Origin of the sequence: Ottowia thiooxydans DSM 14619 (genome assembly GCF_000422885.1) — a bacterium.
In the GTDB taxonomy this organism is placed as follows: Bacteria; Pseudomonadota; Gammaproteobacteria; order Burkholderiales; family Burkholderiaceae_C; genus Ottowia; species Ottowia thiooxydans.
Genome location: NZ_AUGX01000009.1, coordinates 301,981 through 315,163 on the forward strand (window position 1 = coordinate 301,981; position 13,183 = coordinate 315,163).

The window sequence follows — 13,183 nt, forward strand, 5'->3', positions numbered from 1 at the left end:
TGTGTGGCTCCAGCGAACAATACAGTTTGTATTCTGAACTTGTCAACTGTATTGCTGGTGTACTGAAATTTTGGATACATTGAAACCATGCCATTCACCGAATTCGCAGCGCTGCTGATGCTGGCCACTGCATCCAGTTTTACGCCAGGGCCAAACACCACGCTGTCTACCGCGCTGGCGGCCAACCGGGGCTTGCGTGGCGCCATGCAGTTCGTGTGCGCCGTGCCAGTGGGCTGGGTCATCTTGCTGCTGCTTTGCACGTTTGGGGTCGGAGCGCTTTTGGTGGCGTGGCCGCTGCTGCGCTGGGCGTTGATCGTTTTTGGTGTGGGCTATATGCTTTGGTTGGCGGGGCGGTTGGCGTTTTCGAGACCGCGGATGGCACAGGCGGGTGACGCCCCCATGAACGTGAGTTTTCAGCAGGGCGTGCTGTTGCAGTTCCTGAACATCAAGGCTTGGATGCTGGCGCTGTCTATCGTGGCTGGCTGGATCGCGGGCCGGCCCGATTGGGGTACGCGTACCCTGCTGGTGGTGCCGGTGATGATGGGCTTTGCTTTCCTTAGTAACCTGAGCTACGCACTCGTGGGTTCCCTGCTGCGGCAATGGCTGGCACAGGGGCAGCGCCTTGTGTGGTTCAACCGCGTGATGGCCTTCGTGCTCACGCTTACCGCCATCTGGATGGCGTGGATGTCGCTATGAGCACCTCCCTGGATGCTCAGCAGAGCAACTCGCGTCTCCTGGCGGGTTTCTGGCTGGGTGTACTGGGCGTGACCTGCTTTGCTATCACTCTGCCGGCTACCCGGTTGGCCACTGGCTCTGCGGGTGATCCACAGTTGCCACCTGGCTTTCTCACGGCAGGGCGCGCGGCGCTCGCCGGCCTGCTTTCGGTGATTTTTCTGGTGGCAACGCGTTCAGCTTGGCCCAAGCGTGAGCACTGGCCTGCGCTGGCGTGGGCGATTGCGGGCAATGTCATCGCGTACCCATTGTTTCTGGCGTGGGCGCTGCGCAGCGTAACCGCCACGCATGCAACTGTCATCACGGCGCTGTCGCCATTGGCCACAGCGGTGGTGGCTGCCTTGGTGCTTGGCCAACGCGCCCGCCCGGCCTTCTGGATCTGTGCTGCAGTGGGCAGTGTGCTGGTGATCGTGTTTGCCTGGCTGCGTGCGGACACGCAAGGTGGTTTTGGCTTTGCTCCGGCTGATCTGCTGCTGATGGCCGGTGTGTTGGCGTCGTCCGTGGGGTATATATACGGTGCCAAGCTCACACCGGTGCTGGGGGCCGAGCGCGTGATCTGCTGGGTGTGCCTGGGTGCGCTCCCATTCTCCCTTCCCGCCGCGGTGTGGATGTGGCCGGCAGAGGCCAGCACCATCCGGCCCATGAGTTGGGTAGCGTTTGTTTATGTGGGCTCAGTGTCGATGTGGGCGGGATTTTTCGCCTGGTACCGCGGCCTCGACTGGGGCGGCACCTTGCGGGTGAGCCAGACCCAGCTGCTACAACCCTTTATCTCCATGCTGTTCGCTTGGCCGTTGCTGGGTGAACGGCTGGATACCGTGTCTATTGGTTTCGCATTGGCCGTGGTGGCGACCGTTTTCGTCAGCCGGCGCTTGTCGATGCCCGCGTCATAATTTCTCATTCCTAGCCCAACTGCTTGTTTCCAAGAGAGCTTCCCATGAACCTGAAAGACAATCAACGCCCCTGGCAGCTCGCTGCACGCGCTGAGGCCATGAATCCCTCCGCCATCCGCGAAATCCTGAAAGTGACGGAGCGCCCTGGCGTCCTTAATTTTGCGGGGGGATTGCCTTCTCCTGAGACTTTCCCCATCGACGCCATGCGTGCGGCTTGCGCCACTATCCTGGCCGAAGGCAGCACCATCGCCAAACCCTCGTTGCAATACGCCGCGAGCGAGGGCCTGCCGGAACTGCGCCAGTGGGTGGCGACCGAGATGAGCAAGCAGGGCGCCATGGTTTCCCCTGATCAAGTGTTGATCACCACGGGCAGCCAGCAGGGGCTTGATCTCATCGCCAAGGTTCTGATCGACAAGGGTGCGCCGGTGATGGTCGAGACCCCCACCTACCTTGGCGCGCTTCAAGCCTTTTCGCCCATGGAGCCGAGCATTGTGAGCGTTGGCAGCGATGACCAAGGCGTGCAGCCTGAGGCATTGCGCGCGCAACTGGAAAGCATGGCTGAGCGGCCGCGCTTCATGTATTTGCTTCCCAATTTTCAGAACCCTACTGGCCGGAGCATGCCGGAAGCGCGGCGCGAAGCCGTGATGGCCGTGTGTCGGGAGTTCGGATTGCCCATCGTTGAAGACAATCCCTATGGGGAGTTGTGGTTTGACCAACCACCTGCCAGGCCGCTGCTGGCTCGCTGGCCGGAAGGTGTGATTTACCTCGGCTCCTTCAGCAAAATCCTGGCACCAGGCCTGCGCCTGGGCTATGTGATAGCACCGCCTGCGCTCTACCCCAAACTGCTGCAAGCCAAGCAGGCTGCCGATCTACACACACCTGGGTTTAACCAGCGCCTGGTGGCTGAAGTTATTCGGGATGGCTTCCTCGATCAGCATGTGCCAACAATCCGTGCGCGCTACAAAATCCAGCGCGATGCCATGGTTGCGGCTTTAGCGCGTGAATTGGGCCCCACCGGATCCGTCTGGAACGAGCCGAGTGGCGGTATGTTCATATGGGTGCGTTTGCCAGAAGGCTTGAACGCGCAAGCGCTGCTGCCCATTGCAGTGGAAGCCGGCATGGCCTTTGTGCCCGGCGCTCCGTTCTACGCCCGCGATCCGGATACCCGCACGATGCGGCTCTCGTTTGTCACTTCCAAGCCGGAAGAGATTGACAGGGGCATGGCGGCGCTGGGGAAAGTGGTGAAGCAGGCGTTGACTGCGGTCACGAACTGACAGCCCATTTGCAGCCTGTGATTTTCAAATCCGATAGCCCTCCTATGGATACGACACCATGATGTATTAACCGTTCGCCCTGAGCTTGTCGAAGGGCTTAGACCCTTCCCAGGGCGAACGGAATTCAAACTTCATAAGGCCGCACCAATAATTATTGCCACTCACCATGAACTCCCATCGCCCCTTCGCTCAGGTTGACGTATTTACTGCTGTTCCCGGCTACGGCAATCCAGTAGCTGTGGTGCTGGATGGCCGTGGCTTGGATGAATTGGCCATGCAGCGTTTCGCGCGCTGGACCAATCTCTCGGAGACAACCTTTGTGCTGCCGCCGAGCGATCCTCAAGCCGACTACGCTTTGCGCATTTTTACGCCTGGCGGTGAGTTGCCGTTCGCAGGCCATCCAACGCTGGGCTCGTGCTTCGCCTGGTTGGCTGCGGGTGGTCAACCTAGATCCAGCGAACAGATCGTGCAGCAGTGCGCCAAGGGGCTGGTGCGGATACGCCGTGAAGGTGAGCGGCTCGCTTTCGCTGCGCCTCCTACGCAATTCACCGCCCCCCCTCCAGCCGTGCTTGCTCGGGTGGCGCAAGCGATGGGCCTTCGTGCAGACCAGGTACAGCGCGCACAAATGCTGGACAACGGCCCCGTCTGGTTGACGCTTCAATTGGACAGTGCCGACACCGTGCTGGCCATCGAACCTAACCACGCGCAACTCGCCGCGCTGGGGCAAAAGGTGGGCGTATTGGGAATTTATCAATCGCCTGCTGCCCCATTGATTTCCAGGTCGAGCCGGGAGGCTCGGGCATTCACCGGTGCTCACCAAAGAGTCGATGCACCGCTGATCGAAGTGCGGGCTTTTGCGGCGCCTAGTGGCGTAGCTGAAGACCCAGTGACGGGCAGCCTCAATGCCAGCTTGGCTCAGTGGCTTATTGAAGCAGGCGAGCTGCCATCAAGCTACATCGCGAGCCAAGGCACCGCACTGGGGCGTGAAGGCCGCGTACACGTGCAGCGTGATGAGAGTGGTCAGGTCTGGGTGGGCGGTGATTGCGTTTCTTGCATTGAAGGCAAGGTGCTGTTGTGAGCGAAGCCACAATGAACATTCCGACCTTGCGAGAGATCGAAGCTGCGGCCGAGGTGGTGTACCGCGAGTTCCCGCCCACACCCCAATACCGGTGGGCGCTTTTGTCGGAGCGTCTGGGCACTGAATGTTGGGTGAAGCACGAAAACCATACCCCCGTTGGTGCTTTCAAGATCCGTGGTGGCTTGGCCTTCTTTCACGCGCTCTCGGTACGCGGCGAGTTACCCAAGGAAGTGGTCAGCGCCACGCGCGGCAATCACGGGCAGAGTATTGGCTGGGCTGCGCGGGCACATGGCGTGGCTTGCACTATCGTCGTGCCGCGGGGCAATTCAGCTGAGAAGAACTCGGCCATGCGCGCGCTGGGTGTGCAGCTTATTGAGCATGGTGATGATTTCACAGAGAGCGCTGATTTTGCGCGGCAACTGGCGGCGGAGCGAGGGGCGCTGATGGTGCCCAGTTTTCACATGGACCTGGTGTGCGGTGTGGCGACCTACTGGTGGGAGTTTCTGCGTGCTGTGCCGGATCTTGATGTGGTCTATGTCCCCATCGGTCTGGGCTCCGGAGCCTCGGCTGCCATCGTGGCCAAGCGGGCTTTGAACCATCCGGCGCGCATCGTAGGCGTGGTGAGCGCGCACGCCAGAACCTATGCTGATTCCATTGCGGCTGGTCGCGTCGTCGAAGCACCGGTGGGCACGAAGCTGGCCGATGGCATGGCGGTGCGCCGAGCGGATGAGCGTGCGCTTGAATTGTTATCGAACCATCTTGATCATGTGGCGGTGGTCACAGATGATGAAGTTGCCGGTGCCATGCGTGCGCTCTATAGCGACACGCACAACCTGGCCGAGGGTGCGGGAGCGGCCGGCTTTGCAGCGGCGTATCAGGAGCGGGACCGGTTGCGCGGCCAGCGGGCAGGGGTTGTGATCACCGGGGCAAATGTGGATGCGCCGCTGATGAGGAGTGTGCTGCTGTAGGCAGTAGAGCCGGCCGTTGGGAAGTCTTCAGCCCCTTCTGCAGGGTTAGCTCGGCAGCTTGCTTTCAAGAACATAAATCCGTTCGTGCTGGCTTGGCCTGACCTGCCGTTTTGGGTTTTTGTGAAGTGGGGCGTTGAAACAAAAAAACCGTTCGGGCCTGTCGAATCTTTGTGCGAGGTTTCGACCCTTCGACGGGCTCAGGACAGGCCAAGCTCAACCCGAACGGTTTTAGAGGTTGATCGAAACGATAGAACCGCAGGACAGGGCAAGCTCAGCGTAAACGGTTTTTAGGTCGTCAACTTATTGGAGGTAACGAATAGAAATTCTGCTCGTTAAGCTTTCTATGGCGACGTTCCAATGCTCAGGCATCACTTGCCGTGATGCCCAGCTCCTGGCGCCAAGCGCAGCGCTTTTACCTGCGCGGCTGTCACGTCGGCTGGTTGGCCGCCGTGCGCGGTGCGCAAATAGTTGGCCAATTGAGCCATCCCGGCATCATCCAGATCGCGAGCGAAGCCCGGCATCTCCTGCATGGCTTCCAGGCCTGGGAATTTCTGCGCCTCAATACCATCAAGCATGGACACGATGAGGTTGCGTGCATCGGCGTAGCGCACTGTGGAGTTGCCGTGCATGGCCACAGCCACGTGCGGCTTGCCTTCGCCCTGGACCCCATGACAACCTGCGCACAGCGCCACGTAATGCCTGCGGCCTTGCACCTGCTGCGCGGCATCGGCTGAAGGCGCCAGGAGCGGTTTGGGTGCAGGAGGTGAGTCGCCTAGCAAATAGGTGGTCAGGGCGCCAAGGTCATCAGGCTTGAGGTACTGGCTGCTCAGATGAATCACCGGGTACATCTCCCCAAACGCGGAACCTTGAGGGGCGACACCGGTGGCAAAGAAGCTGCGCAGGTCTTGGCCCGTCCAGCCGCGCGAGGCCAGGCCTTCAGGGGTGATATCAGGTGCCGCAACGCGTGCCAGGGCAGAGCCTTTCAAGGGCAGGGCGTCATCCAGGCGTCCCATCATGGCGCGAGGGGTGTGGCATTCCGCGCAGTGGCCCAGCGCGTTGGCCAGGTAGCGACCGCGCAGCCAGGCATCAGACTTTCCTATGGAGGCGTCCGGCAACTCATCCTTCAGGAACAGCATGTTCCAGCCAATCATGGCCATGCGGATGTTGTAGGGGAATGAGAGGTCGTGCGGCCGGTTTGCCACGGGTGCTGGCTTCAGCTGCATCAGGTAGGCATAGATTGCATCACTGTCGCCACGCGAGATACCCCGGTAGGACGTGTAGGGCATCGCGGGGTAGAGATGCTTGTCTGGCGTGACGCCGTCGTGCAGTGCTTTGTAGAAATCCTCAGCGCTCCATTTGCCGATGCCGTGCTCTTTATCAGGCGTGATGTTGGTGCCGTAGAAGGTGCCGAAAGGGGAGGCCAGCGGTACGCCGCCGGCAAACGTGGCGCCGGTTGAAGTGGTGTGGCAAGCGGCGCAGTCAGCGGCGCGGGCCAGGTATCGACCTCGCTCCACTTTCTGAACATCGCTGAGAGGCTGGGTGGGCGGCTGGTCTGCCGCAGGCGGAATGGCCGCGTCATTGCCACAGGCGACGAGCGCGAGCACCATGGCAGAGAGCGACAAAATGCAGGCAAGGCGGCGCATCACGACTCCTTGACCAACCCGGGCGTAGAAAGGATGACATCCTTCACGGCCTCGTAATACCGCACGTAGCCGGTGCAGCGGCAGATGTGGTCGTTCAGGGCTTCGGTGATGGTTTCTTCCACCTTGTCTTTGGCAATAGGCTGGCGTTTGAGTCGCTCTACCAGCACCGTGGCGCCATTGACGAAACCCGGCGTGCAATACCCGCACTGGAAACTGAAGTGCTCAAGAAATTTCTGTTGAATCGGCGAGAGCGCAACAACTTCGCCTTTCTCATTTCGCTGCGCATGGCCCTCGACTGTACGCACCTTCTTGTCCGCAAAGAAATGCGCGCCCGTGATGCAAGTACGCCTTTCCTCGCTGGTGCCATCTGCGTGGTCAAGAATCACCACGCAGGCACGACATACGCCTTGTCCACAACCCAGTCGTGAGCCCGTAAGACCCACGTACTCGTGCAGAAAGTCGATCATCATCAGGCCCTCTGGCACCCCGATGGGGCCAACGGCTTTGCCATTGATGGTGAGAGACAGTGGTTGGTTGGTGATCATTGCAGCACCTCTTGGATTCGCTTTGGAGATACCGGCAGCTCTGTGAATCGATGGCCGATGGCATGCGCGATACCGGTCACGATGGCTCCCACGACCGGGATCATCACCACTTCGGCAATCCCTTTCGGTGGGTCGGTTTCAGACAGGGGGGGCAGCGTGCTGCCGGTTTGCGTCCAGACTGCGACATCCTTAGCGAGGGGCAAGTGATAGCGGTTGAAGTTCCAGGTGCCGTTGCCAGGGCCTTCTTCATACAGAGGCAGGTACTCGTGCAGCGCGTGGCCAATGCCCATAGCAATACCGCCCTGCAGCTGGCCTGACACCAGCTCGGGAGAGAGCTGGGTTCCGCATTCCATGACCGAGTGGTGCTTGAGAACGCTGACTTCGCCGCTGGCCTCGTGCACCGCCAGCTCCACTAACGTGCCCACGGCGGAGTAGTAGGTCACCGCAGCGTTGTTCCGCTGAACAGGTGCAATGTAGACCTTCTTCCGGTCGAGCACACTCCACTTGCCATCTGGCGCTCCGCTCTCAGAGTTTTTCGTGGAGGCGCTGGCGTTCGCTTCTTTGGCGGATGGGCCGCTTTGAGGATGGCGAACGGCCAAGCCATCTATTGGAAGCCGCACGTTTTGTCCATCGATGTCGAAATCAGCCTCGCTCCACTGCCAACGGTTGAAGACGTGCACCGTAGCACCCGTCACCAAGCCCATCTCGTGGGCTTTCTTGGCCAATTGTTCCAGCGGCAGCAGTTCCATGCCACCAGCGGTGAGTTTGCCTTCTACCCAGCGCGCATCCTCTACGCGCACCACGAATGAAGCGGCCTGGCCGCCTCCAATGCCTTGGCGCCAGATGGCCATGGCAGCTGGCCACAAACCATGCATGAAGAGCACCCGCGCTGCTTCACGCGTGCTGTGCGTGTAGTAGTAAGCCGAATTGGTGGCACTTGCGGGAGATACGGAGGCGGGCGACCAGCGCGGATTGGCGGAGAGTTGGTCTTGCTCCGCCTGACTCATCATGTAGGGATTGCCGCTGGTGACCATGGGCAGTTCTGGCCATTCAGTCACGGACACTCGAACATCGCTGGCAGGTTTGCCCAGCCAGCGCGCCACGGCAACCGCTTGCGAGGTAGACATCCCTGTGCCAATTTCAGCTCCGGAGTGATACAGAGAAATCCGGCCATCGGGCGCCAGCTCTACCCGGGCCATGGAAGCTTCGGCACCGGTGCCGAAGTCTTTCTGTACGCAGGAAAACCCCACGCCGTAGCGCCAACCAGGGTGTTTGGCCTCGTATTCGGTCTTGCGCTTGGTCCGCTCGGTCCATAGCGGGTGTACTTGTGCAGTGCGTAGCACTTCGTCCGCACGGACCGCACCCGCGGGAATAGCGCCCTGGGTATTTTTCATACCGGAGCGCAAAGCGTTGCGCAGGCGAAACTCGATGGGATCGATCTTGAGGTGCTCTGCGAACTCGTCCACCATCATTTCCATGGCTGCCATGCTTTGCAGCGTTCCGTAGCCTCGGGCGGAGCCCGCATCAATAGCGCGTGAGGCCAAGGCTACGGAGCTGAGATCGCTCTTGGGAAAATAGTAGATGGACTGCGCCGCCGTGGCGGCCACCATGGCGACTGAGGGTGAAAAATTGGAGCGGCCACCGCCGTCGCAATCCATCTCCGCTTGAAAGGATTGGAACAGGCCGCTCTTTCTGTCCACCGCCACGCGATACCGCATATTGAACGCATGGCGTTTGATCGAGGTTTGAAACTGCTCATATCGGTCATTGGCCAAACGCACGGGCTTGCCGTCGGCATACAGGGCAGTGGCCAAGCCGTAGAACGGGAAGTTGTAGTGGTCTTTGGAGCCGTATCCCACCGTGTAGCAGGGGTGCACCACGATCTTTTCCACCGGGAAAGCTGCCTTTGACTTGGCAGCCATCTCGGCAGCGCTTTCCACCACTTCCGAGGGGCCTTGTGAGGCCACCACCATATGAAGTGTCTTGTTGGGGGCGTCATACCAACAATTGGCGTTGTCAGGCTCCAGCGCTGCGGTGTCGACGGATTGGGTTTTGTATTCACGATCCAGCACGAGCCAGTCGGCAGGGGGCTCCGCTAATTCCTTGCGGATGGTGTTCGCACGCGCCATGCCCTGCTCATCCAATTTGCCGCGGTCATTGCCATCTGGCCATACCGGCAGGTGTTTGCGCATCGAGCTGGGGAAAATGGGCGTGTCTTTCAAGCTGGAGAAGACGTCATCATCGAACGGCGTGGTGCCGCCCACCCGCACAAAGCGGAAAGTGCCCCAGGGGTCACGTTCCAACGGGCCAGTCTTCTCGCCATAGCGGATCACCTCTTTTTGGAATTGGAGCTTGTCCTTGGCGAAGCGAAAGCGCGCGAAATCGTGATAAATCAGGATGGCGACCGCATGGCCCAAATAAGCGGGCGTCTTGCCGATGGGAAGCAGCATATCTGTGCCATAGAAGTCCGGAAAGGCCACGCCGTCCCGTGCCAGATCTTCGGCGGTGACCAGGCGGTCAGGCTTGAGCTCATCTCCCAGCCGCGAAAGATCAATGCCCTGATAGAGCCGGTCTGCCTCGGTGGCACGCAAGATGAAGGCGTGTGATTGCTGATCCGGCCAGTGAGGCATGTCGCGAGCGCGTACGTCGCGGGCGAAAACCTTCTCACCCGTCACCTTGGCCATACCATCGATGCGAAAGCGCGGCGCTCCGGTCTTTGGGTCAACCTGCACTGGCTGCAGGATTTTGTCTTCGAACAGCGCAGCGAAGGCTCTGCTGCCCAATGGCGCTATATAGACCGATATACCCGCGATGACACTGGCCTTGAGCAGTGTGCGGCGAGACAGGGGAAAGTCCGGCATGGAATACCTTTTTTGTCGAAGGACCGCCTAAAAACAACCCCTTGGAAGGGAAGGCGGATCCGAGCGAAACGAAAAATCGTGGCTTACTCTTTTCCACATTGGCTCTGCGGCCGCGGTTGGATGTCCGCTTACTTTCCCCCTGGCTCAGAACGTCAACACGTTCTTACTGCGGCTGGAACCCGCTCTCCTTGATGATGCGGGACCATACCTGTGTGTAGGCGCGCTCGCGGGCGGCGAATTGGCGTGGTGCCATGTAGCCTACGGTCAGGCCCATGTCGGTCAGTTGCTTGTTGACTTCTGGCCTGCTCACCACGTTTTGCAGCGCACGGGTAAAACTCTCAACGAACGCCGTGGGCGTTCCTTTAGGGGCCCAGATGCCGTAGTAGGGCTCGTCTTCCAGGCCTTTGAATCCAAGCTCGCTGAAGGTGGGTACATCGGGCAAGGCGGCCTGTCTGCGGCCGCCCAGCACGCCAATCATGCGCAGTTTGCCGGCGCGATGATTCTCGATGAAGTCCTGCACGGAGCCGACACCGGCAGGAATCTGGTTGCCCAGCATATCGGCCATCATCGGTGCACTGCCCTTGTAAGGCGCCGCCACCAGATCCAGGCCGTACTTCTTGCTCAGAAGCTGAACCAGGAATTCGGGTGTAGAGGCGGGGGCGGGAATGCCCACCGCGCTTTTACCGGCGTGCTGGTTTTTCACCCATTCGACATATTCGGCTACGCTCTTGGCCGGCGTGCCGGGAGACACCGCCAAGCCATTGACGAAGGTGGCGAAGCCTCCCACGTTCACAAAATCAGTTTGTGGCAGGTAACCCGCCTTTTTAACCACCTGCGGCAAGATGGAAATGGTGTGATCGTGGGAGAGAAATAGCGTGGTGCCATCTGGCTGAGCCGCTTTGAGTTGCTGCGCGGCCACCTGGCCACCAGCTCCGGGGCGGTTGTCCACCACCACGTTGCGACCCAGCAAATCTTTCAGTTTGTCTGCCAAAAGGCGGGCGATCACATCGGTACCACCCCCCGCCGGAAAACCCACCAAGAGGTGGATCGGGCGTTCTTCGCGCGCTGCCCAGGCTGGAGCCCCTGCGATGCCCAGTGCGGCAGAAGCCAGCAGTCGGGAGGAAAAAGTGCGGCGATCGATCATGCGGGGCTCCGGTGAAGCTGAATTTTCAGTTGTATCTATCTGATTCTAAGAGCCAGCGCGGTAGTTCTCAATACGCTACGCAGCCTTTGTCAGAAGGGGTGACGGAAAAGATGGAGCCTGATGCAGGCTCGTCTGCCGACTTGAGTCCCAGAACCTGAGACTCTGAGCTGGTTTTACTCCTTCCCCCGCTGGGGGCTGCGGGTTTTAACTCCCTCTCCCCCTGGGAGAGGGCTGGGGTGAGGGCAAGCGGCGGTTGATGTAGGCGCTGCGGTTGATGTGGGCGCTGCGGTTGCTAATTCCCTTCTGCTCTTTTCTTAAGGTCGGAGGCCGGGAATTGCGCCCGGCAGCGCACCTACTATTTTTTGCGCCAAAAGAGAGTAGGCAGAAAAAAGGCGACCCCAAGTCCGTGTCCCTGCGCTGCGCTCCGGGCACCCTCCGGTGCTTGGTCAAGGGGCGGTGCGGCAGAACTCGCTTCGTTCGCTTCGCTCTCTACGCTCAAACAGCTGCCGCAAGCTAGTTCTTGAAACAAGAGCATCTTGCAGTGCTCTTGCCCGCCCCCGGATGGCCGGCCCCTTGACCTGCGCTCCTCAGCACGGCCTCAAGGGGTGGGATACCCACTCGGGCCATCGCTCCGCTGGGCCCTGAAACCGTCAGTCGCAAGCGATTGGTTTTACTCCTTCTCCCGCATGCGGAGAGGGTGGGGGCGGCCGGCTGCGGCGTGAGGGCTAGCGGCGTTTGATTTTTTCGGAGCGTTTGAGCATTGCCTTCTGTGCTTCTGTTGATGTCTGACACCCGGATATGCGCCCCGCACTGCATTTACGTTCCTGTGCCAAAGACACGTAGGCCAAGGAGGCACTTAGGACGTGTGAACACGTTTCTTGTCACGGGGCTGCTCAGGCTATGTGGGGCGCGGAGCGTTGGTGCCATGTGGCAGACGGTCGATTTCTGCCAGCAATGCGGCCAGTGATCGGCCGGCGCTCTCCAACAGCAAGCGGCCGTCGTCGACAGTTGCTGCCGCCGCGTCGCCCATCGCCCCTGCCACGTTGTAATCTTGCGCTGCCCAGGCCAGTTTGGCACTTCTGCCATTGCCGAGAATGGGAAACGCAGCCGCTCGGTCCTTCGAGGTTGAATGGAAATTCTGCGCAACCTCCATACGTACCCTCTCGGGTTTGAGAGCCCGAATCATCGCGGTCTCAATCTGCCCGCCATGGACGCCAAAGCGATGTTCCTCGGCTGAAAAGCGTTCGTTCACGTCATTCCCCTGGGCATCAAGCAAAGGCAGGTTGAACCAACTGCTCGTGTAGACCAGAAGATTCAAACGCGTCCTCAGATCTCTCGCCACCACATCCAGCAGGCCCACATTGCCGCCGTGTGTATTGAAGATCAGCAATTTTTTGACACCCGTCGCAGCGACGCTTTCAGCGATCTCGGTCCAAAGGCGGATCACCGTTTCCGCTTTTAACGTGAGGGTTCCCGGGAAGCTGGCGTGCTCCGGGCTGTAGCCTATGGCTTGCACCGGAAGAAAGAGGGCAGGCGAGTCAGTAGGCAGGTGCGTCAGCGCAGCATCAATGATGCCCTGCGCAAGATCACTGTCCACTGAAAGCGGCAAATGGGGGCCGTGCTGCTCGGTGGCAGCAACGGGCAGCACCGCGATGGCACGCTCAAGGGAAAGCGTGGCGAAGTCAGTGGTGGCAAGGTCGTGCCAGAAACGGAGCGGGGTGGGCATGTTGGCATCTTACTGAAACTGAAGGCCTTCGTCCGGTTAGGGGGGCGGCCATCTCCGCTGGCCATCTCCAGAATTGCCATCCTCTGAATCGTCACCCCTGAATCGTCATCCTCACGCAGGCGGGGATCCAGGATTAGCTGACGCAACTTGCCCTAAATCACACACTCGCCAACCCAAAAGTCTTGAGTTCCTGGCTAATTAGTTCGGTGGTCTGCGAGCGCTGCGCTTTTTAACCCTGGATGCCCGCCTGCGCGAGGATGACGAGAAGGGGTTACCGTGAGGATTGCAATTTTTAAGTCGTCGGGCAGGCATATTCCCATAA

At 60.0% G+C, this 13,183-nt stretch carries 10 protein-coding genes; 5 read left to right on the top strand and 5 right to left on the bottom strand.

Features of this window, described 5'->3' with window-relative positions; translation table 11 throughout:
• Window positions 1–87: 87 nt before the first annotated feature.
• From G518_RS0107340 to G518_RS0107360, 5 genes are all read left to right on the top strand, one after another.
• Entirely contained in the window at window positions 88–696 is a 609-nt protein-coding gene (locus G518_RS0107340; protein WP_028601970.1) for a LysE family translocator, read from the top strand.
• Window positions 693–1,622 (top strand): DMT family transporter, encoded by a 930-nt coding sequence (locus G518_RS0107345; RefSeq protein ID WP_028601971.1) that lies wholly within the window; start codon window positions 693–695, stop codon window positions 1,620–1,622. The genes G518_RS0107340 and G518_RS0107345 overlap by 4 nt, the downstream gene beginning before the upstream one ends.
• Before the next feature lie 44 nt (window positions 1,623–1,666).
• Window positions 1,667–2,896, top strand: coding sequence for an aminotransferase-like domain-containing protein (locus G518_RS0107350; protein WP_028601972.1), 1,230 nt, complete (start codon window positions 1,667–1,669; stop codon window positions 2,894–2,896).
• 166 nt (window positions 2,897–3,062) lie between these two features.
• Window positions 3,063–3,974: a PhzF family phenazine biosynthesis protein gene (locus G518_RS0107355; RefSeq protein ID WP_028601973.1), complete on the top strand. Its 912-nt coding sequence runs from the start codon at window positions 3,063–3,065 to the stop codon at window positions 3,972–3,974.
• A gap of 11 nt (window positions 3,975–3,985) precedes the next feature.
• Window positions 3,986–4,942, top strand: a complete 957-nt coding sequence (locus tag G518_RS0107360; RefSeq protein ID WP_036593821.1) for a threonine dehydratase — start codon at window positions 3,986–3,988, stop codon at window positions 4,940–4,942.
• 368 nt (window positions 4,943–5,310) lie between these two features.
• Here G518_RS0107360 and G518_RS0107365 read toward each other — a convergent pair whose 3' ends face one another.
• The 5 genes from G518_RS0107365 to G518_RS0107385 all read right to left on the bottom strand — a co-directional run bounded on the left by G518_RS0107365 (window position 5,311) and on the right by G518_RS0107385 (window position 12,861).
• Entirely contained in the window at window positions 5,311–6,585 is a 1,275-nt protein-coding gene (locus tag G518_RS0107365) for a cytochrome c (RefSeq protein ID WP_028601975.1), read from the bottom strand.
• Entirely contained in the window at window positions 6,585–7,130 is a 546-nt protein-coding gene (locus G518_RS0107370) for a (2Fe-2S)-binding protein (protein ID WP_028601976.1), read from the bottom strand. The genes G518_RS0107365 and G518_RS0107370 overlap by 1 nt, the downstream gene beginning before the upstream one ends.
• The gene (locus G518_RS0107375) at window positions 7,127–9,991 is read right to left on the bottom strand and encodes a xanthine dehydrogenase family protein molybdopterin-binding subunit (protein WP_028601977.1); all 2,865 of its coding nucleotides are present in this window, start codon (window positions 9,989–9,991) and stop codon (window positions 7,127–7,129) included. Before G518_RS0107375 ends, G518_RS0107370 begins: the two co-directional genes overlap by 4 nt.
• A gap of 163 nt (window positions 9,992–10,154) precedes the next feature.
• A complete protein-coding gene (locus tag G518_RS0107380) occupies window positions 10,155–11,135 on the bottom strand; it encodes a Bug family tripartite tricarboxylate transporter substrate binding protein (RefSeq protein ID WP_028601978.1) in 981 nt (326 codons plus the stop codon).
• 898 nt (window positions 11,136–12,033) lie between these two features.
• Complete coding sequence (locus G518_RS0107385; RefSeq protein ID WP_028601979.1) at window positions 12,034–12,861, bottom strand: creatininase family protein; 828 nt, start codon at window positions 12,859–12,861, stop codon at window positions 12,034–12,036.
• Window positions 12,862–13,183: the final 322 nt, after the last annotated feature.